General features: G+C 62.4%; 21 protein-coding genes and 3 pseudogenes. 11 read left to right on the forward strand and 13 right to left on the reverse strand.

Going from position 1 to position 19025, the window contains the following annotated elements; genetic code table 11:
- Positions 1-36 precede the first annotated feature (36 nt).
- Genes AC1AYR_RS09405 through AC1AYR_RS09415 form a run of 3 tightly spaced genes read right to left on the reverse strand, consistent with a single transcriptional unit; the run spans position 37 to position 2397 of the window.
- Complete coding sequence (locus AC1AYR_RS09405; protein ID WP_476512400.1) at positions 37-1695, reverse strand: protein kinase domain-containing protein; 1659 nt, start codon at positions 1693-1695, stop codon at positions 37-39.
- 22 nt (positions 1696-1717) lie between these two features.
- Positions 1718-2161 (reverse strand): helix-turn-helix domain-containing protein, encoded by a 444-nt coding sequence (locus AC1AYR_RS09410; protein WP_476512399.1) that lies wholly within the window; start codon positions 2159-2161, stop codon positions 1718-1720.
- A gap of 38 nt (positions 2162-2199) precedes the next feature.
- Positions 2200-2397, reverse strand: coding sequence for a hypothetical protein (locus tag AC1AYR_RS09415; RefSeq protein WP_476512398.1), 198 nt, complete (start codon positions 2395-2397; stop codon positions 2200-2202).
- Between the two features lie 308 nt (positions 2398-2705).
- On the opposite strand from AC1AYR_RS09415, the gene AC1AYR_RS09420 reads away from it, so the two are divergent.
- From AC1AYR_RS09420 to AC1AYR_RS09430, 3 genes are all read left to right on the forward strand, one after another.
- Positions 2706-4217 (forward strand): DUF6591 domain-containing protein, encoded by a 1512-nt coding sequence (locus tag AC1AYR_RS09420; protein WP_476512397.1) that lies wholly within the window; start codon positions 2706-2708, stop codon positions 4215-4217.
- A 25-nt stretch (positions 4218-4242) separates the two neighbouring features.
- Positions 4243-4479, forward strand: a complete 237-nt coding sequence (locus AC1AYR_RS09425) for a hypothetical protein (RefSeq protein WP_476512396.1) — start codon at positions 4243-4245, stop codon at positions 4477-4479.
- A gap of 124 nt (positions 4480-4603) precedes the next feature.
- A complete protein-coding gene (locus AC1AYR_RS09430; protein ID WP_476512395.1) occupies positions 4604-5794 on the forward strand; it encodes an SPFH domain-containing protein in 1191 nt (396 codons plus the stop codon).
- A 36-nt stretch (positions 5795-5830) separates the two neighbouring features.
- Here the strand turns inward: AC1AYR_RS09430 and AC1AYR_RS09435 are convergent, their stop codons facing one another.
- From AC1AYR_RS09435 to AC1AYR_RS09465, 7 genes are all read right to left on the reverse strand, one after another.
- Positions 5831-6394: a helix-turn-helix transcriptional regulator gene (locus tag AC1AYR_RS09435; RefSeq protein ID WP_476512394.1), complete on the reverse strand. Its 564-nt coding sequence runs from the start codon at positions 6392-6394 to the stop codon at positions 5831-5833.
- A 120-nt stretch (positions 6395-6514) separates the two neighbouring features.
- The gene (locus tag AC1AYR_RS09440; RefSeq protein WP_476512393.1) at positions 6515-6817 is read right to left on the reverse strand and encodes a hypothetical protein; all 303 of its coding nucleotides are present in this window, start codon (positions 6815-6817) and stop codon (positions 6515-6517) included.
- A gap of 58 nt (positions 6818-6875) precedes the next feature.
- Positions 6876-7361, reverse strand: coding sequence for a D-aminoacyl-tRNA deacylase (gene dtd / locus AC1AYR_RS09445; protein ID WP_476512392.1), 486 nt, complete (start codon positions 7359-7361; stop codon positions 6876-6878).
- Between the two features lie 197 nt (positions 7362-7558).
- The gene (locus AC1AYR_RS09450; RefSeq protein ID WP_476512391.1) at positions 7559-8413 is read right to left on the reverse strand and encodes a transporter substrate-binding domain-containing protein; all 855 of its coding nucleotides are present in this window, start codon (positions 8411-8413) and stop codon (positions 7559-7561) included.
- 64 nt (positions 8414-8477) lie between these two features.
- Entirely contained in the window at positions 8478-9272 is a 795-nt protein-coding gene (locus AC1AYR_RS09455; RefSeq protein WP_476512390.1) for an amino acid ABC transporter ATP-binding protein, read from the reverse strand.
- Complete coding sequence (locus AC1AYR_RS09460) at positions 9265-9990, reverse strand: amino acid ABC transporter permease (protein WP_476512389.1); 726 nt, start codon at positions 9988-9990, stop codon at positions 9265-9267. The genes AC1AYR_RS09455 and AC1AYR_RS09460 overlap by 8 nt, the downstream gene beginning before the upstream one ends.
- A complete protein-coding gene (locus tag AC1AYR_RS09465) occupies positions 9977-10639 on the reverse strand; it encodes an amino acid ABC transporter permease (protein WP_476512388.1) in 663 nt (220 codons plus the stop codon). The genes AC1AYR_RS09460 and AC1AYR_RS09465 overlap by 14 nt, the downstream gene beginning before the upstream one ends.
- Positions 10640-11179: 540 nt before the next feature.
- Here AC1AYR_RS09465 and ychF point away from each other — a divergent pair.
- The 7 genes from ychF to AC1AYR_RS09500 all read left to right on the forward strand — a co-directional run bounded on the left by ychF (position 11180) and on the right by AC1AYR_RS09500 (position 16148).
- Positions 11180-12274: a redox-regulated ATPase YchF gene (gene ychF / locus AC1AYR_RS09470; protein ID WP_476512387.1), complete on the forward strand. Its 1095-nt coding sequence runs from the start codon at positions 11180-11182 to the stop codon at positions 12272-12274.
- A gap of 151 nt (positions 12275-12425) precedes the next feature.
- Entirely contained in the window at positions 12426-13676 is a 1251-nt protein-coding gene (locus tag AC1AYR_RS09475; protein ID WP_476555165.1) for a HipA family kinase, read from the forward strand.
- A 109-nt stretch (positions 13677-13785) separates the two neighbouring features.
- Positions 13786-14175: an ATP-binding cassette domain-containing protein gene (locus AC1AYR_RS09480; protein WP_476555167.1), complete on the forward strand. Its 390-nt coding sequence runs from the start codon at positions 13786-13788 to the stop codon at positions 14173-14175.
- 5 nt (positions 14176-14180) lie between these two features.
- Positions 14181-14990, forward strand: coding sequence for a hypothetical protein (locus AC1AYR_RS09485; RefSeq protein ID WP_476512385.1), 810 nt, complete (start codon positions 14181-14183; stop codon positions 14988-14990).
- Between the two features lie 14 nt (positions 14991-15004).
- Complete coding sequence (locus AC1AYR_RS09490) at positions 15005-15706, forward strand: hypothetical protein (protein ID WP_476512384.1); 702 nt, start codon at positions 15005-15007, stop codon at positions 15704-15706.
- Positions 15707-15853: 147 nt separating this feature from the next.
- Positions 15854-16042: a DUF7724 family protein gene (locus AC1AYR_RS09495; protein WP_476512383.1), complete on the forward strand. Its 189-nt coding sequence runs from the start codon at positions 15854-15856 to the stop codon at positions 16040-16042.
- Positions 16043-16070: 28 nt separating this feature from the next.
- Entirely contained in the window at positions 16071-16148 is a 78-nt protein-coding gene (locus tag AC1AYR_RS09500) for a hypothetical protein (RefSeq protein WP_476555168.1), read from the forward strand.
- A gap of 126 nt (positions 16149-16274) precedes the next feature.
- On the opposite strand, the pseudogene AC1AYR_RS09505 reads toward AC1AYR_RS09500, so the two are convergent.
- The 3 genes and pseudogenes from AC1AYR_RS09505 to AC1AYR_RS09515 all read right to left on the reverse strand — a co-directional run.
- A pseudogene (locus tag AC1AYR_RS09505) lies at positions 16275-16805 on the reverse strand (Abi family protein); the annotation flags it as partial.
- A gap of 303 nt (positions 16806-17108) precedes the next feature.
- Positions 17109-17684, reverse strand: a pseudogene (locus AC1AYR_RS09510) (Abi family protein); the annotation flags it as partial.
- Positions 17685-17964: 280 nt separating this feature from the next.
- Positions 17965-18459 (reverse strand): hypothetical protein, encoded by a 495-nt coding sequence (locus AC1AYR_RS09515; protein ID WP_476512382.1) that lies wholly within the window; start codon positions 18457-18459, stop codon positions 17965-17967.
- 300 nt (positions 18460-18759) lie between these two features.
- Here AC1AYR_RS09515 and AC1AYR_RS09520 point away from each other — a divergent pair.
- Positions 18760-18909 (forward strand): annotated as a pseudogene (locus tag AC1AYR_RS09520) (type II toxin-antitoxin system RelB/DinJ family antitoxin); the annotation flags it as partial.
- Positions 18910-19025 lie beyond the last annotated feature (116 nt).

Below are 19025 nucleotides of genomic sequence, written 5' to 3' on the forward strand. Positions count from 1 at the left end.
GTCCGTCATGCGGCCCATTGTATGCCGCATGCCCGTTCACGCGGTGTGTGCGTGGATCTCGTAGGACGCGTAGGCGGGCAGCCCGTAGGCCTCGATGGAGAATGCGCGGGTCTTCCCCACCGCGGGTTTCGCGACGTATTCACTGCGTCCGAACACGATGCGTCCCGTCTTGTCCCTGAGCACGAGCGTCACGACGATACCGTCCGTGTAGATGTCGTCGCCGTCGTCATCGTCGCGGTCGGTGGTGACTTCACCGCCGAACGTGACGCCGCCGTAATCGACCGTTCTCTCCTTCACGTCGTGCACGCTGTACGTTTCGGAGCCTCCCGCGTCGACGATGTCGTCGGATGACGGCGATTCGACCGTGAATTCGACGTCCGCGGGTTTCTCGCCGTCGCCGCTCTGCCCGCTGAAGTACGCGGTCTCACCGGCGAAGACGATCGGGAAGACGGGAGTGTCGGCGAACATGACGGAGCCGTCCCTGGCGCGGCCGGTGACCGTGACCTTGGGGAATCGCACGGCGTGCGCGGTATCCGTATTGCGCAGCGCGAGCGCGTATTCCACGTATCCGTTTTCCGCCGACCAGCCGGATTCGACGAGTTCGAGCGGATTGCGCTCCACGGCGGTCGTGCCGCCGGTCGAATCGTCCGAACCGGTGCCGCCGCCCGTGGCCGCGCCGCCGCCGGACGCTCCACCGCCGGCCGACTGACGTGACGACGATGACGATGACGCCCCGTCACCGGCATGAAGGCGCATCGCCGCATAACCGACGCCGGCGGCGAGCAGCAGCGCGACGAGACCGGCGGCGATCCACGCGACGACACGGCGTGGAACCGTCGCGCGCCGCTCCGTGACGACCGGAGCGGCAAAAGACGCGGCAGCGGAGACGGTGGAGGCGGATGCGACTGCCGCCGCTCGTTCCAGCTCGTCGCGCAGTTCGCGCACGGTCCGCATACGCGCGCTCGGCTCGAACGCACACGCCTTGTCGACGACAGCACGCAACGCCGGCGGCGTCACCGACGGATCGCCGAGCAGACGCCCATACCGTTCCGTCGCGGCGTCATCCGTCGGCTGCACGCCGGTGAGCATGAACCCGAGCACACGCCCGATCGCGTATATGTCGGTACGGGCGTCGGTAGGCGCGAACCCGTACTGTTCGGGCGCCGCATACCCCCATGTGCCAAGCGTGGTCGTGTCACGGGTGCGCGCGCCCTCATCACCCGCGCTCCCGCCGCGCTCGCGGGCGATGCCGAAGTCGATGAGATGGGCTCCGTCATTGGCGACGACGATGTTCGCGGGCGTCACGTCACGGTGGATGATGCCGTGCGCGTGCAGTTCGTCGACGGCCTCGGCGAGTTGGAGGACAATGCGGACCGCTTCGGCCGTGTCCGGCCGTCCGTGCTCGGACATGTATCGGTCGAGCGTGACGCCGGGCACGTAATCGTAGACGACCACGAACCGGTCGGGAAGCTCGTACGTCGCCTCGACACGGGGCAGACGCGTCGAGACGCAATCGGCGAGCGTCGACCAGAGACGCCGACGCGCGAGGCGCAGGGGAATCTTCTTGCGCACGAACGGGCCGGCACCATCCAACGTCACGAGTTCGGTGATGCCGGACGGCCCGTCGGCGAGCGTGCGCTCGACATGGTAGGCATCGTCCAGTCCCATGGCGTGCAGGGTCTGCATGTCATCCATACGGCCGTCCCCGTCTCCCGTCTCAGTCCTGCGGCGTGAGCGTCGGCTCGCCGAGACGATAGAGTTCGTCGTCCGTGGCAGTGAGATCGAGTCCCTGCCTCACGCACCAGATGACGATCGCGTCGCTTCGCTGGCGACACCACAGTTCGGATACACCCGCCAGCCGCAGCAGCCGCTGCGTCTCGCGCAAGTCGCAGCCGAGGCCGAACGCGAGACGGATCGCGTGATCGCGCCCGGGACGACTCTTGCCGGAGAACACGTCGTAGACGACGGTGGGATTGATGCCGGAGCCGCGCGCCACGTCGGCACGTTTCAATCCGTGCCGGTCCAGCAGGAACCGCAGGTAGTCGACGAGCTCGTGATCGCGAGGTCGTTCCTCGTCGAGATACGCGTCGATGCTGTCGCTGGCAAGCAACCGCTCCAGCAGCTCCTCGGTGAGATGCCGTTCGCCGCCCTTGTCGTTCATCGCCTTGTCTCCTTCACGATCATGTCTCCTTCACGATGCTAGTGCACGATTCCACTGCAGCACAGCTCCTCCGCGGCCTTCTCATAGCGTTCCACCGCGTGGTTGTAGTCATCGACGGCACGCTGCCTCAGACGGGAGTTGAACGGATCGGCGCCGTCGAGGCCGTGGGTCTCCATCTTATCGGCCGGATTGGTCGGTCGCGAGTCGGCGCGATACCGTTCCGCTCCTTTTTCCACAGCATTTCAGTCAGCGACTGAGGCGCGCCACGCACCGCCCACGATGATGGAGGCACGGCTGCCGTCCGGCCAATCGTCGCAACGATCTCAATCCATATGGTGCCAGTTTAGTGACATATTGCTAATTTGATTACGTTTTCACATTGGATTACATTGAGAGAGTCGTATGACGGCATGTTGTGCACGGGAAGGAAGGGAACCATGAGCGAACGTTGGAGAACCGCCATCGCGGTCGGTTTGACAGTGACCTTCGCCGGCCTCGCCGCATCGACCATCACCATGCTGCTGCTGAGAAAGAAGGGATAACCATGACCGATCCGAACGACCCGCAGATCCAACCAACAGCTTCATCTCCCGCATCGCCGCAGGAACCGGAGACGCAACCGTTGCAATCCGTCGCCACCCCCACCGTCGCAGATGACGGCGGCGACGCGACAACGACGACGCCCATGCCTCAGACGCCAACCGCCGACCGCATCTATCAGGCGGCACCGCAGCAGGTCTTCCAAGCCGCGCACGACCAGCTGTCCACCGGCGCGACGTTCACCTTGGATTCGGAGGATGCGTCGACCGGAACCATCGCCTTCCACGACTACGAGGACGCACGCTTCACGCTACGGCTGACGCCGACCGCCCAAGGCGGCACCGCGGCGTTACTGACCGCGGAAGGCGACGGCGCCGGCAAGCGCGCCAGCGAATTCTATGCGTCGCTTGACACGGCCGCATCAGCGCTGCCGGCTCCGACGCCGGGAGAAGCCGCCGGCCACGATGCCGCCTCGTCGTCGGGACAAGGACCGGCGATTCCCGTCATTCCCGCCACGGGAAGCGGCGTCGGCGCCGCGAAGCCGACGAAGAAGACGTCCAAGCTGGCGATAACCGCCATCGTCATCGGTGCCCTGTTCCTCATGGGAGCATTCACGAGCCTCAAGGAATGGTCCGATCTTCTGGCCTTCGCCGTATTCAGCGGGCTATTGTCCGGGTTCTCCGTATACGTCACGCGCAAGGGAGGCAAGGTCCAGGGCAGACTCCTCGCATGGATCGCGGTCGGGCTCACCGTGGCCGCCTTCGTCTGCGGCGGCGTGCACGTCCTGGTCGCGGGCTTCCAGGAGAAAGCCGACCGTGCCGCTTCGGAGGAATCGTTCAGGAAGTCCCAGCAGGTCACATGCAAGGAACTCACATGGCCGACGACCGGACTCGCCACCCAGCTGCCCAAGCCGGAATCCACAAGCGGAGCGATTGACAGCGAGAGCTCCAGCGTGTTCTCCGTGTCCGTGTGCGACACCAACGCCTCGCAATACTCCGCCTATGTCGCCTCCGCGCAGGAGAAGGGCTTCACCGTGGACTACACCAAGACGGAAACAGCGTTCAACGGCAAGAACAGCGACGGCTACAGCGTGCATATCGCGGTGAACGAATACAACAAGAACGTCATGGACATCACGATCTACCCGCCGGACGATTCCTCGGACGACGCCGCCTCGAACTCCGACCCGTCGGACACGTCCGCGGGAACCGACTCCGGCACGGACTCCTCCGACCAGTCCGGCGACCAGTCCGGCGCGTCCCCCTCCTCCGACTTCAAGACGGCGATGGACAGCTACGAGCAGACCATGAACGGGTACGTCGACTTCATGAACAAGTACGATTCGGAAGGCCGACCAGCCTCGATGCTCGTCGACTACACCAAGTGGCTGCAGCAGTACACGGATACCGCGCAGAAGCTCGACCAGATCGACGAGTCGACGCTCAGCCCGGAGGACCAGCAGTACTTCATCGAAGTGCAGACCCGCATCAATCAGAAACTCGCCACATTGCAGTGAGTCCGGAACCAGCCAAGGAGCGGATATGGGACTGATCGACATCATCAAAAGCGAACGCAAACCCGAATTTTCGCGGGCGATTCCCGGCACCGAGCAACTCGCCGGCACGCTGAAGGACACGTTCGGCGCGTTCCGCGACGGTCTCGGAGTCCCCGAATCGAAGTCGACGGGCGTATGCGAGGGGTGCGGAGCACCGCTGTCCGGGGCACGTCGCGAGACCGTGCAGTGCCCGTACTGCGATCGCCAGACCCGCCTCAGGTGACAGAGCGCCGTTCAACCGGATCGGCTCGATCGACCAAGCAACCCCAATCCTGAAGTTCCCGTGACGGAGCACCGACCGCCACGGGAACTTCCCGTATATCACCAGACGGAAGGAACCATCGAACATGGCAATCATCAGAGCGTTCTCCGGTGCCCTCGGAGGCACGTTCGCGGATCTGTGGAAGGACATCATCACCGCCGGACCGTTCGCCGAGCACACGGTCGTCTCCCCCGGCGTTCCCCGCGGCACGAACAACGGACGCGGGTCGAACGATTCCGGTTCGGAAGGCGTGATCACCAACGGTTCGCGTATCTACGTGCCCGAGAACACGGCGGCGTTCATCTTCAGCCAGTCAGGCATTGAAAACGTGATCCGCGAGCCCGGCGGCTACGAATACCGCAACGGGGAGAAGAGCATCCTCGCAGGCGACGGATTCGGCTCGCTCGTCGACCAGGTGGCCGAACGGTTCACGTTCGGCGGCCAGCCAGGCGTCACCAAATACGTGGCGTTCATCAACCTGCGTGAAATCCGCGGCGTGAAGTTCGGCACGCCGTCGCCACTCGTCTACCACGATCGCTTCTACGACACCGATCTGGAGATTCGCGCCCGCGGCGCCCTGTCGCTCAAGGTCACTGACCCGGTGCGTTTCGTGCGCAATTTCGTACCGGCGAACGTGACCTCGTACTCGTTCGACGATCCGGGCGCCCGACGGCAGATCCTATCCGAATTCATCCAGTCGTTCAGCGTCGCCGTCAACTCGCTGTCCGACGAATACCGCATCTCCCAGCTGCCCTCCCAGTCGAACGCGATCGCACGCACGGTGCGCGCCGACCCCGCGAACGCAGGCACATGGGGAAAGCGCTTCGGATTCGAAGTGACCAATGTCGGCATCGAGAGCATCGAATTCACGGACGAGTCACGTGAACTGGTGAAGCGCTTCTCGTCGAACCGGATGGACGTGACCGCCTACGAGGGCGTATCCGCACAGGCGGGGAATATGGCCGCGCAGCAGCGCATCGCGGCCGGCATCGGCGAACACGGGTTCGGCGACGGCGGCATGCTGCTCGGCATGAACATGGCGCAGGCCATCAATCCGATGAACGCCGCCCCTGTCACGCAACCCGTGCCGCCTACGCCGACCGCCGCCCCGTCGACGGCACCCACGGCGCCCGCATCGCACTCCCCTACTCCGACTCCGGCGTTGTCGTTGGACGAACAGCTGGACGCGTTGAAGAAACTCAAGGAGCTGCTGGACGCCGGCATCCTCTCGCAGGCGGAGTTCGAGGCGAAGAAGAAGGAGATTCTCGGACTATAGACGCGTGGCTTGGTTCCACCGGCCTCAACGCCCGGATCAGCGTTTGCCGAGGCCGCCGTCGGGGAACATGAGGAACGCGAGCGCGCCCGCGGCCGCGCCGCTGGCCAGTGCGCCGGTGATGACGGTGAGAATGCGCATGGCGGCTCCGGGCGACATGCGCGAGGCAGCGGCTTCGTCTGCGACGCCGCTGCCTGCCCCGTAATGGGGTCGCGTTTGCGCGGTCGCGGCGGACGCACGGAGACCGACGGCCGTATCGGTGCCGACTTCCCCTCCGTCACCGGCGGCTACGCTTCCTGACGCCGTATCCGTCGTGTCCGTCGGGTCGTCACCATGCAGCGGCTCGTCGACGAGCGTCGTGATGACACGGGCGAGGTCGCGATTGTCGTGTTCGGCGATTTCCGCGTTGAACACGGTGCGCAGGGCCAGATATTGGAGTTTGCTCATCGGCGTCTTGCCGGTCTCGAGGTTGGAGACCGTCTGGCGGGCCACGCCGAGTTCGTCGGCGAGCTCCTGCGTGGTCCATCCGGCGACCTTGCGTATGATCGACAGGTTCTCCTGGAACTTGCCGATCCACCGGCGTTCGATTTCGGGCACCGCCATGACGTGTTCTCCTTCCGCGCTGTCACCCCATCATACGCAATGGCCGCGCACCGGACCGCATGAGGCACCAAGCACCCCGTAGGATGGGTGCGGAGGAATGGGCCGGGATGGACCTTCCTCTTACTGCTTGAGGGTGGTCGTCACCTGTTGTTCGACACGGTCGTACGCCTGGGAGAGCAGCATGTTGCCCGGCACGGTGGTCAGCAGGAAGGCGAGCACGGCGGCGATGACCGAGGCGATGATGCCCTTGATGAGCCTGACGACGATTCTGAACACCACGTAGGCGATGGCCGCTCCGATGGCGACGCTCAGACACGTCCGCACCTCGGACGGAAGGCTCCCGTACCACAGTGCGATGCGGTCGAAGACGGACAGGTCGAGTCCGGACAGGTCGATGTCCGTCATGTCGATGACTGGAATCATAGAGTTTTTCCTTTCGAAGAATCTGGCGACGGAGAATCGCGATCACCGTCGCCGCGGTTCACGCCTTATGGGGCATGTCGGTCGCCGTGTCGATGACGATGGTGACCGGCCCGTCGTTGACGAGACCGACGCGCATGTGCGCGCCGAAACGGCCTTCGCGCACCGGGATGCCGCCCGACCGGAGCGCCTCGTTGAAGCGAATCCACATGAGGTCGGCGTGCTCCGGCTTCCCGGCTTTGATGAAGCTGGGCCGGTTGCCCTTGTGCACGTCCGCGTAGAGCGTGAATTGGGAGATGGAGAGGATCTCGCCGCCGACGTCCTGGATGGAGCGGTTCATCTTGCCGTGCTCGTCCTCGAAGACGCGCAGGTTCAGCACCTTGTGGGCGAGCCAGGCGATTTCGGCGTCGCCGTCCGCGTCGGATACGCCGACGAGAATCATGTAGCCGTGGCCGATCTGCTGTGACTCGAACGTGGGGTCGATGGTGCCGAGCTCGTTGACGACGTCGACGCTCGCCTGGGACACTTTCTGGATGACGATTCGCATGCCCACGATTATGCCACGGCCGCACCGACGGAACCTTGCCGTCGGCTGGGAGCCGAAGCCGAAGGAGACGCCAGACCTGACGGCACCCGCGGGATGCGGAAGAGAATATGACGCGAAAAAGGCGGCGGGAGACCGGTTTCCACTGGTCTCCCGCCGCCTTGTCGTCATGCCGTCATGCCGTCATGCGGCCTTTGGCGTCACTCGATGATGACGTCCTCGGGCTTGATGTCGGAGGTGAAGCTCGGGGCGAGCTCGCTCTCGTACGCCTTCTCGAAGAAGCCGTCGTCGCTCAGGGTCTTGATCTCCTTGTTGACCCAGTCAAGCAGGCTCTTGTTGCCCTTCTTCACGGCCGGCGCGATCGTGGACTCGTCGCCCAGGGTCTTGATGCCGACGGTGTAGCCCGGGTTGTCCTTGGCCCACGCGTACAGGTAGGTGTTGTCGTCGGCGAGGGCGGCGACTCGGCCGTCCTTGAACGCCTGGAACTGCTGGGTCTTGGAGTCGAACTTCTGCAGGTTCACATCCGGGTAGTTCTGGGTGAAGTAGGTCTCGGCGGTCGTGCCCTTGGTCACGGCCAGATCCTTGCCCTTGAGGTCGTCGGCGCTGGTGATCTTCGCCTTGTCCGGGGAGACGACGCCGATGGACACCTTCATGTACGGGCTGGCGAAGTCGACGACCTGCTTGCGCTCGTCGGTGACGGTGAAGTTGGCGAGCACCAGGTCGACCTTGTCGGACTTCAGCGAGTCGACGCGGCCGTCCGCGTTGACCTGCACCCATTCGACCTTCACGCCCAGATCCTTGCCGATCTGGTTGCCGAGGGCCACGTCGTAGCCGGCGCGGGTGCCGTCGTTCTTCACGTAGCCGTAAGGCGGCAGGTCGCCGAACGTGGCGATGCGGATGGTGCCCGCCTTCTTGATCTGCTCGACGGTCTGGCCCTGCTGGCCGGACGCGGAGGAGCCGCCGGCGGCCGGGTCGGGGCCGTTGCCGCAGGCGGCGACGGAGATCAGCGTGGCCGCGGCGAGCACGCCGGCGGCGATCCTCTTCAGATTGAACATGATGGGTTCCTCTCTCTTAATTGGTTGGTGGAATCGGTAAATCCTGATGGGTGCGGCAGACGGTTCACTCGTCGCCGACCGGGGACATGCTGTCGAGGAAGTTCCTCGCACGGTCGGTCTCGGGGTTCGCGAAGAAGTCGGAGCCGGACTGGCGTTCGAGAATCACGCCGTTCTCGAGGAACATGACCGTGTCGGCCACGCGGCGTGCGAACTCCATCTCGTGCGTGACGACGATCATCGTCATGTGCTGTTTGGCGAGACGCAGCATGAGTTCGAGAACCTCGCGCACCATCTCCGGGTCGAGCGAGGCGGTGACCTCGTCGAACAGCATGAGCTCCGGGTTCATGGCGAGCGCGCGCACGATGGCGATGCGCTGCTTCTGGCCGCCGGACAGCTCGCGCGGGTACGCGTTCCTGTATTCGGAAAGCTGCACGTCGGCGAGGAGCTTGTCCATCTGCGCGTCGACCTCGGCCTTCGGACGCTTCTGCACCTTGGTGGGGCCGAGCTCGATGTTCTTCGCGACCGTGAGGTTCGGGAAGAGGTCGTAGCTCTGGAACACCATGCCGATCTCGTTGCGCAGTCGACGCCACGCCTTCTCGCTGTTGTTCGGCACGACCTCGCCCTTGAACCGGATCTCGCCGCCCTGAATGGTCTCCAGACCGTTGAGACAGCGGATGAGCGTGGACTTGCCGGAGCCGGACGGTCCGAGCAGGACGAGCACCTGGCCGCGCTTGACGTCGAAGCTCACGTCCTTGAGCACCTCGTGGTCGCCGTAGGATTTGCGCAGGTGGCGCACGGAGAGCAGCGGCTCGTTCTCCCCCGCGGCGGTCTTGTTGGTGAGGGGTTGCGTTTCAGCCATTGTTACGCTCCTTGGCTCGCTTCTCCAAGGCCTTGGCGATCATCGCCAACGGCCAGCAGATGATGAAATACAGGAAGAAGATGAATCCGTACACCCAGAAGGCGGCGTCCGGGTGGGTCATGCGGTTGGCCTCCATGATCTGCTGGCCGACGGTGATTACGTCGATGACGCTGATGAGCAGCAGCAGCGATGTGGTCATGATGACGCGGGCGGCCAGGTTGATGGTGGCGGGAACCATGAGGTTGATGGATTGCGGGATGCGCACGTACCACAGAATCTGCAGCCCGTTCATGCCGAGCGCCTTGCCCGCGTCGACCTGATGGTCGGACACGGAGATGAGGGCGCCGCGCACGATGTCGCTGATCTCCGCCGCCACCCACAGGCCGAAGGCGACGACGGCGACGGTCACGCCGTCCACCTGCACGCCGAGTTCGCGCGGCAGGATGTAGTAGGACAGGAACAGGATGACCAGCGTGGGCACGATGCGGAAGAACTCGAGGTAGAGGCGCAGGACGGCGCGCAGGACCGGGTTGCGCAGGATGCGTAGCGCGCCGAGCACGATGCCCAGCGGGATGCCGACGACGAGCGCGAGGCCCGCCACGGTCACCGAGGTACCGAGGCCCGAGAGCAGCCGGACGAAGTTGTCGCCCGTGAAGATGACGCTCGCACCGGAGGCCGCGGTGACGTACGCGGCGCCCGCGGCGTCAGTTATCGCCAAAGGTTCCACGGCGGACCCTCCTTTCGATGAGCGTGAGGATGACGGACAACGGGATCAGGATGATCGCGTAGGCGACGACCAGCATGAACAGGTATTCGTCGCTGCGGTAGTACATGCCGATGAGGTCGCGGGCTGTGTTGGTAAGCTCCGGCACGGCGATCACCGTGAACACGGACGTCTCCTTGACCATGAAGATCACGTTCGCGGCGACGGCGGGCACGCTGCGCGTCAGTCCCTGCGGGAGGGTGACGTGGCGAATCATCTGCAGCGGCGACAGGCCGAGTGCGCGGGCGGATTCGTTCTGCACGCGCGGGATGCCGGTGAAGCCGCCTTCGAACGCGCCGCACATGTAGGCGGCGCCCAGGATGGACATGCCGACGACCGCGCAGGTCTCGGCGCTCCATTTCACGCCGATGGACGGCAGCCCGTAGTACAGGAAGAACAGCTGGATGAGCAGCGGGGTGTTGCGGAACAGCTCCTGGAACACGGTGCTGATCTGGGCGAGGACGGGTACGCGGTATTCGCGCAGCAGGGCGAGCGCGAGTCCGAGCAGCGTGGCGAGCACGACGCTGACGGCGGAGAGCCTGAGCGTCAGGACGAACGCCTTCTCGAACAATGGGAGCGCCTGTTGGATGACTTCCCAGCTCACTGCCGCCCTCCTTCCCTGATTGTGGTTTGCATGGATGTCATGGTCATGTGTGGTTCGCGGTGTGCGATTCTCTCTTGCGGTTCGTTTCTTCTCTTCTCGTCTCCGGCGGGCTCGACGCATCTCGCGGAACCGGATCGGAGTCCGCCCGGTCGGGGGCGAATCCGTTTGCTACCCATAAGAATAATGGAGAGCAGACAAGCCGTTTCTACCAAATACATAACATTTATGCCCAAATTCTCACAAGCGCTTGCGCGCTGCTTGAAGCCGGAACAATCATGGAAAAATAGCACAACCCAAAGAAAACTAGTGTTTTCAACGGTTTTCAGTTGCACCATCATCCATTTCTGTCGGCATGGCACGCAATACCGTCAAGCACCGCTATGAAGATTGCTTATACCCCGCTATCAGATACTCCGAACTCGGTTCTGGACACAGGATGCCGGACGGCGTTTCCCGAGTCCTCGCCCCCACGGCGACACGACGCCGAACAATGCGCGTCCCTGCACCCGCGTTGTCGCTTTCGCCCTTAGACTGGAGGGCATGTCTCTAACTATCGGAATCGTCGGACTGCCGAACGTCGGCAAGTCCACCATGTTCAACGCACTGACCCGCAACAACGTGCTCGCCGAGAACTACCCGTTCGCCACCATCGAGCCGAACACGGGCGTCGTGCCGCTGCCGGACGACCGTCTGCCGGTGCTCGCCAAGCTGGTGCACACCGAGAAGATCGTGCCCGCCACCGTGACGTTCGTCGACATCGCCGGCATCGTCAAGGGCGCCTCCGAAGGCGAGGGCCTGGGCAACAAGTTCCTCGCGAACATCCGCGAGGCGGACGCGATCTGCGAGGTCGTGCGCGCCTTCGAGGACGACGACATCGTGCACGTCAACGGCAAGGTGGACCCGGCCGACGACATCGACACCATCAACACCGAGCTGATCCTCGCCGACCTGCAGACCATCGAGAACGCGCTGCCGAAACTGGAGAAGGACCTCAGGGGCAGGAAGATCGAGCCCGAATATATGGAGGCCGTCAAGCAGGCGAAGCAGATTCTCGAAGCCGGCGAGACGCTCGACAAGGCGGCACGCGAGGGCCGCTTCGACAAGGACTCCGTCTACGACCTGCACCTGATGACCGCCAAGCCGTTCATCTACGTGTTCAACGTGGACGACAACGAGCTCGCCAACGACGAGCTGAAGACGAAGCTCGCCGCCTCCGTGTCCCCCGCGCCGGCCGTGTTCCTCAACGCCCAGTTCGAGGCCGACCTGACCGAGCTTGACGAGGCGGACGCCCGCGAGATGCTCGAGGACGCTGGCCTCAAGGAATCCGGTCTCGACCAGCTGGCGCGCGTCGGATTCGACGTGCTCGGTCTGCAGACCTTCCTGACCGCGGGTGAAAAGGAAGTGCGCGCCTGGCAGATCCACAAGGGCTTCACCGCCCCGCAGGCCGCCGGCGTGATCCACACCGACTTCGAAAAGGGCTTCATCAAGGCCGACATCGTCTCCTACGACGACTTCGTCGCCGCCGACGGCTCGATGACCGCCATCAAGGAGGAGGGCAAGCTCCGCCAGGAAGGCCGCGACTACGTCATGCAGGACGGCGACATCGTCGAGTTCAAATTTAATGTGAGCAAGTAGTGACCTGTTGATGGGTTGAGGGCCTTGGAATCCGGTGATTCCGAGGCCCTCTTCTATACTGGATACAGTTTATATCTGCTGTACGGGTCATGGCGTGGCGTGATCTGTTTTTGCTTGGTGTGATTGGAGGCGTTCGGATATGACGGGGTATGTGTTGCGTCTCTATGACATGCCGCTGCTCGGGTTCGATGCCGCGTATGGCGAGGGGTTGCTGGCCGGAAAGGTCGAGGCGCATGTCCGCTGGTTCGATGAGTCGAAGCGCACGCTGCTGCCGTTCCCGTTGGCTCCGGAGCCGGATGATGCAAGGCTCACGACGTGGCTGGAGCGGCGCACGATTCCGAAGAACCGCGAGTTCGCCGCGCAGATCCTTGCGCAGGCCGGGCTGAACGTCGCGGACACGCTGGGTATCATCGACCTGTGCAAGGGCCTGTCGGTCAACGATTCGTTCTGGGCGGAGCGGGACGGTGAAGATCTGAGGTTCGCGGACATCAACCTGTATGACAATCCGTTGGACGAGACGCTCGCCATCGTCGCCTATACCGGATATACCTCGAGTGAGAAGCATGCGATCGGCCTGTCGAGCGAGTGGACGACGGACGGCCAGTTCCCGAAGGCATGGCGGCATACGGAACATGGATTGGAACTGTGGAAGGCCGGTTCGGAAGGGTATGCGAACGCCGGGCTGGAACCGTATTCCGAGTATCTGGCCTCGCAATTGGCGCGCAAGCTGGGCGTGCGTGCGGTCGACTACCGTATCGCGCGGTGGAAGGGCAAGCTGGCCTCGGTGTGCGCGTCGATGAATTCGAAGGACGTGTCGTTCGTGCCGTTCTATGCGGCCACCCAGCTGGCGTCGTTCCCGGAGATCCTCGCGGCCGCGCGTATGGTGTCGGCTGAAGAGTTCGAGGCGATGCGTACGATGCTCGTGTTCGACGCGCTCATCGTCAATCAGGACCGTCATGCGAACAACCACGGGTTCCTGCGCGACAACCGTACCGGCCGCATACTCGGCCCGGCGCCGTTGTTCGATCACAACATGTCGCTGTTCAAGAACGACATGCGCGCCGACTGGGAGCATGGCGCGTGGACGCCGAAGGTGCTGCGCGAGCGTCAGCCGTCGAATTCGCGCATGACGTTCCTCGACCAGTGCGCGGTCATCATGGGCGCCAATCAGCATGAGATGCTGCGCCGTGCGTTGGACGTCACCTTGGAGAACGATCCCACCTATCCGCTTGAGGACGGCCGCATCGAAGCGCTGAACGCGTACCTGCACACCGCGGCCCGCGCATTGCTCGACCTGCCCGTGGTCGACGAGGCGAAGCTCGCCGACCAGCTCGACGCGCTACGGCCCGCCGTCGAAAACGCACCCGTCATCCGCAACGAACACCTACTGAAAGCGGACTGATTGACCGGGTTCAAGTTTTACGGTCGTCGGCTCGTTCATCGACGGACTGGCGCCGTATCCGTCGCGGACGGGACTCAATCACCTGCGTTGGATCGCGCTGGGGGCCGGCATCCCGTTCTCCCGGTGCGATGAATGCCTGCGGCTCGTGGGCCTGTACGAGGCACGCAACCGGATGTACAGGACCTATTCGCTTGGGATGAGGCAACGACTGGGCATCGCCGCCGCGATACTGACCGACGCCCCGTACCTCATTCTGGACGAGCCGTTGAACGGCCTCGACCCGGAAGGCATCAAATGGGTGCGCGACTTCATCAGGGACTACACCTCTGGCCATAGGACCGTCCTCGTGTCCAGCCATTACATGGCCGAGCTCGAACTGGCGGCCGATCACGTCGTGGGACTGTCGAACGGACGGAAGGTCCTCGACGACAACATCGACACGCTCCTCGACGACTACGGCAGCCTGGAACAGGCGTACTTCGAAGTGGTGCGGAAGTGACCGGTATGAAAACGAACGCCTTGCCCCGCCACCTATCCAGCCAGCTGGTGCGGTACTGCGCGAACCGGCAATTCCATTGGTCGGTGTTCGCCGTGCTGGCACTCACCGCGTTGTTCGCGGTATTGGACGTGCAGACGATCTCCTCGACGGTGTCCGTCACCGCGGACGGCGTCATACGATCGGCTGATTCCCTGGACCCGGATCCGGCGCATATCGTGTCCGATGCCGTGCTCGCATCGCCCTACCAGACATCGATCATCCTCATCCCGATCATCGTGGCGTTGGACGTCGCGGCCGGATTCCGCTCGGGCGACGAACGCCAACTGCGACTGCTGGTCAACCGTCCCTGGCCGTTCGCGATCGGGGACGTGTGCGCGACCGTGATCTACTGCGCCGGCGTCTCGCTGCTGTCGTCACTGTTGAACGCGGCGATACTCGTCGCGACGTTGCATCCCGCCCTGCGGCCCATGTTCCTCACCACGACCGTCATCACGACCCCATTGAGGGTCATGATGTTCGCCGTGGTCATGGGACTGGTCGGCTACATCGCGGCCATGGCCACGAAACGGGACGTGCCGGCGCTGGCCGTCATACTCCTGCTGCTCGTCGCCTCGCTGTCCGGTGTGCTGAAGGTGGTCCACGCGGACGTGCTGCTGCCGATGATCGGCGGCAAGAGCTTCGCGTTCGGACGTGTTGCCGAGACCGGAGACATCCCCGTGTCCGTTTCCGTGATCGTCATGGCAGGCTGGCTCGTCGCGACGCTGTGCGGTGCGGCGATTGTACGTGTTCGGCTCTTCCGGGAACCGGTAGCATGAGAAGGGAATCCCACATGGTCATCGCCCTGCTGTACAAGGACGTTACGGCACGCATCCTGCAGGCCGCGTGCATACTGGCCGTATGCTGGGTGGCTCTTGTGTACACGGTCGCGGTGATGCCGATCAGTCTGGATGTCTCAGGAACCAACCCATTGAACGCCGCAAGCAGCATGACGTTCGCCTCGCAGGCGACGGTGATCGTCGCCGCGGTACTGGCGAATATCGAACTCGGTTCGGGGGAATCCACGATGGCGGCGATCATCGCCGGCTCCCGACACCGGATGGCAGTCGCCCTCGTGACGTCGAAGACCATCATCATCCTCGCCGTCGTCCTGTTTGTGGCCGTGACGGACACAGCCGCGAACATGCTCATTTACGGTAACGGAGGCGGTCCCGGCCTCACCTTCCGATACGCGGCATCGGCGGCAATGAATGGAATTGCCGTACTGTCGTTGTCGTTGATCGCCGGAAACGTGCTGCTCGGACTATCCGTCTATTTCCTGACACCCATCTTGCTCAAACCATTCATCATTCCACTCGTCCCGATTGCTGACTTGCTGTCATACTCGACGGCGATCCAAGCATTGACGGACGGTCGCATGACGTTCTTGCCAAGCCCGCTAGTGCTATTCGGATGGCTATTCGTTTTCCTGCTTACGGGGTACACCGCGACGATACTGCGATTGGCCAACGCAGGCGCAGCCTCCACTCGCTGAAGCAATGCTCCGCAGGCCCGTTAACTTGGCGCGGCATGCACTCCCATTCATCCGGTTGCGTCTGGGCACCCTCGTATCGAGGTGCCTCATCATCCTTCTATAACCGAATCAGAACGCAACGGTGACCGTAGCTGAAAGGAGCGGAGTTTGGGAACGACACAGGCCACTTCGCGGCGGACCGGTGGGACCGCCTACCTGAGCGCGGAGAACGGCTTTACCGTGTTTGCGTATGGGAAGGCCCGCATCCGTTTCCGGGCGCCGTACTCGCTGGAACGATACATCGACGCCGACCGTTTCCTCCGGCCGATCAGGAAGGTCGAGGTGGCTCATGCCTAATATCGCATCCATCGCCAGCGGCGCGGGAATGATCGTGAACGGCTACGCTTTCACCAGAACCGATGACGGACATCGGGCGCAAGGCACGCAACTTGGGCACCCGTGATTGACCACGGATCCAATCAGCCGCCCTCGGATCGATGACACGGGCGATCCAGTCGAGATTGGCGCACTGCTCATCTAGATAATGAATCTCATCCGCGAGGTCGTCGAGCACGATGTGCTCTTGATGGGACAGGCGGTTGCGCAGGTCACGCATCATTTTGACGTGGGTTTCGAACACGCCGCGCCTGCGAGACGGATAATTCGGCATGCCGCCATTCGCCGGATCACGCAATGCCTTCCATACGGTCTGTTCCAGTCTGGATGAGAGCAGGAAGCACCATGAGCCGAGCGACATATCGGCGATCACGCGACCGGGTGTCACCGGCTTGCCGGCATATCGTATTTGCCGTTCGATCTCCACTACTGAGTTTTCGAAGCGTTTTGTCTTGGATGAGCTGAAATGGAACTTCGCATTGTCCTTGTACCAGTCGTCATGGCCGCAGTCCTTGGATAGACGGATGGACATGAAGTTACGCAGCAACACCTCCACGTGTGCGATGTCTTCGAGCATTGCCTTGGAGATCCGCCCATTCCATACATACAGGTCGATTGCATCACAGCCGGTATGCCGTGCCGAGCGCGCATAGGTGCTCATACGTTCTTCCGAGAACCAGTGTTGCAGATCGGCAAACGCGACGGGTTGACTTTCCAAGCTCATGGTGGCTATAGTACTAACGAATGCCCCGGAACGTCACTCATGTGAAACATCATGAAACCCCGGGGATTTTCCTTTTCGTGAAACGATAGCCCAGAGAACCTCGCCTCTTGATGAGAAACAGTCGTTGATCATCTCCGTATTCGCTCATACCGTTTGATGATGCGGTCGAATTCAAGTTCTCCCCAACATCTAAGAAGTAATCGTCGGGTAGTGTCGAGGGCCTTGGAATCCAGTGATTCCAAGGCCCTTTGCGATACAGACACTGCTGTGCAATGGTATGGGACATTGCGCTGGCAACCGCGTTTATTCCCAGTGCAGTGGATGGCGTATGCCGTCGGCGTATTCGTGGTGTTCGGAGAGGGAGCCGGTGAGTTCGTTTGAGTATGAGTCGTCGCCGTTGATCTCATCCGCGAGATACATCAACGCGATCAATGCCTGCGCGACCGACCGCTGCTCGTAGCCAAAGTCCGGGTATCGTCGGCGCATGTCGCGGGTGACGGGCGGCACGATCACCATCTCGCGATGCCACAGGCGACTGTGGTGGGAGCACAGGTTGCGCAGATAGACCATCGCGTGGATGATCTCGGACGCGGTGCGCAGATTGGTGCGGACTCCCAGCGACCGGCACAGTTCCTTGAGCGCCGACGTGTCCTTGTGCAGGCCGAGCATGCGCGACACGGTGTCGAACGGCATGGTCTCCACGGCCGCCCATACCGGCACCGGCTCGCCGGTCCTGCGGTAATGGCGGATGCACACCTCGTTGGACATGTCCATCCACTTGCGGATGTTCGCCGCCAACGATGACCTTAGTTCGACGCCTCTGCGGTTGACGACCGGCTCATACGAATCGATGTCCATATACGAGTATGCGCCGCCGTTGCGGCATAATCCGGTATGGTTAGTCCGCGTGACTCCATGAGTCTGATCATCTCGTCAAGGGTCTTCGCCGGCTTCACCGCCACCTCCCGGAAAATGAAAAGAGCCCTCCGGGTTGCGCACTGTAAGGAGGCGTGGAAGGCTGCTGTTGAAGACAGCATAACGCTTGGCACCGATTGCACGCGAGAAAACTCAGCGTTTATCGCTCCCAGCATTCCCCTCATGCCGCTTGACGATGCGGTCGAGTTCAAATCCAGTTTCGTTGACTGTAAGCATAAGCGGTTCATGCGGGACGTGCGCGTTGCGTCCGTTTGCGGAGACAGGCTTTGACGGCGGCTGAAATCACCAACTGCAGCAAGCTGGCCAATGCCAGGCCGCATGCCACATATCGCAACGGTTTGAAATCGAACACCGAAGCGATGACGAACATGTTCGCCCAGAGATTGACGCAGACGACGAACAGGACCTGAGCGGCAATGGATTCGGATCGATCCGCAGACGTACGGTCGCTGCGAACGCTCTCCCCCGAACCTTCGGGCGTCGCGTCATGACACGAGAATCCTCCCGCGACGAGCACAATGGCGCCCAGTATATACAGTATCGTCGGCGGCCCGAAGTTCCAGAGCTGTTCGAGATCCCATCCGTAGCGGATGAGGTTGCAGACGGCAATCACCACGGAATACAACGCCAAGGTGCCTGCAGCCGCGAAAAAACGCAGTCGCATTTCACCCGCGCTCACATCGCCGCTCTCGGGGAATCGCATGAAGTCGAAGGCCATGATCGTTCCTCCTTGAACTCGGACCCGCGTACGTCGTCTCTCTCATTTTGTCACGATTCAGCCGTGACCGTGCACAATACAGCATGCTGTCATCCAAAGACGACAGATTTCCTTTAAGCATACGATCCGTTGAGTCGGGCGCAATGCGCAAGACTTCAAGCCGCACGCCGAGCACGCTTAAGACAAACCAGCCGATCTTGATGATCTTCACGATTGCATGACCTAGCAACTCCGTTTCCGTTGACTATGAGCATACATTTATATACTATTGTCTTACAACGTATTGATTGGAGGGCTATGATGAACATGGCATCGGTCACCGTCCGCGTGGACGCGGACACCAAGCAGAAAGCCGCGACCATCGCCGAAGACTTTGGTTTTGACCTGTCTGCGGTCACCCGTGCGTTCTACAGGCAGATCGTCCGGGAAAAGCGCATTCCGCTCAATCTTTGAGGCTTCTGCTGTTTTCGTGGGTTAGGTTCTTGGTTGGGGTAGGTGTATGTCGAGTCCTCCGCATCGGAGCATGATCAGGGCGATGAGGTTGTTCACGTGGTGGAAGCCGTAGG

The organism is Bifidobacterium sp. LH_417 (assembly GCF_056357035.1).

Coding starts and splice junctions, on each gene's coding strand:
- AC1AYR_RS09405 (WP_476512400.1), bottom strand. CDS start 1,695: ATGGATGACATGCAGACCCTGCACGCCATGGGACTGGACGATGCCTAC.
- AC1AYR_RS09410 (WP_476512399.1), bottom strand. CDS start 2,161: ATGAACGACAAGGGCGGCGAACGGCATCTCACCGAGGAGCTGCTGGAG.
- AC1AYR_RS09420 (WP_476512397.1), top strand. CDS start 2,706: ATGACCGATCCGAACGACCCGCAGATCCAACCAACAGCTTCATCTCCC.
- AC1AYR_RS09425 (WP_476512396.1), top strand. CDS start 4,243: ATGGGACTGATCGACATCATCAAAAGCGAACGCAAACCCGAATTTTCG.
- AC1AYR_RS09430 (WP_476512395.1), top strand. CDS start 4,604: ATGGCAATCATCAGAGCGTTCTCCGGTGCCCTCGGAGGCACGTTCGCG.
- AC1AYR_RS09435 (WP_476512394.1), bottom strand. CDS start 6,394: ATGGCGGTGCCCGAAATCGAACGCCGGTGGATCGGCAAGTTCCAGGAG.
- AC1AYR_RS09440 (WP_476512393.1), bottom strand. CDS start 6,817: ATGATTCCAGTCATCGACATGACGGACATCGACCTGTCCGGACTCGAC.
- dtd (WP_476512392.1), bottom strand. CDS start 7,361: ATGCGAATCGTCATCCAGAAAGTGTCCCAGGCGAGCGTCGACGTCGTC.
- AC1AYR_RS09450 (WP_476512391.1), bottom strand. CDS start 8,413: ATGTTCAATCTGAAGAGGATCGCCGCCGGCGTGCTCGCCGCGGCCACG.
- AC1AYR_RS09455 (WP_476512390.1), bottom strand. CDS start 9,272: ATGGCTGAAACGCAACCCCTCACCAACAAGACCGCCGCGGGGGAGAAC.
- ychF (WP_476512387.1), top strand. CDS start 11,180: ATGTCTCTAACTATCGGAATCGTCGGACTGCCGAACGTCGGCAAGTCC.
- AC1AYR_RS09485 (WP_476512385.1), top strand. CDS start 14,181: ATGAAAACGAACGCCTTGCCCCGCCACCTATCCAGCCAGCTGGTGCGG.
- AC1AYR_RS09490 (WP_476512384.1), top strand. CDS start 15,005: ATGGTCATCGCCCTGCTGTACAAGGACGTTACGGCACGCATCCTGCAG.
- AC1AYR_RS09500 (WP_476555168.1), top strand. CDS start 16,071: ATGATCGTGAACGGCTACGCTTTCACCAGAACCGATGACGGACATCGG.
- AC1AYR_RS09515 (WP_476512382.1), bottom strand. CDS start 18,459: ATGGCCTTCGACTTCATGCGATTCCCCGAGAGCGGCGATGTGAGCGCG.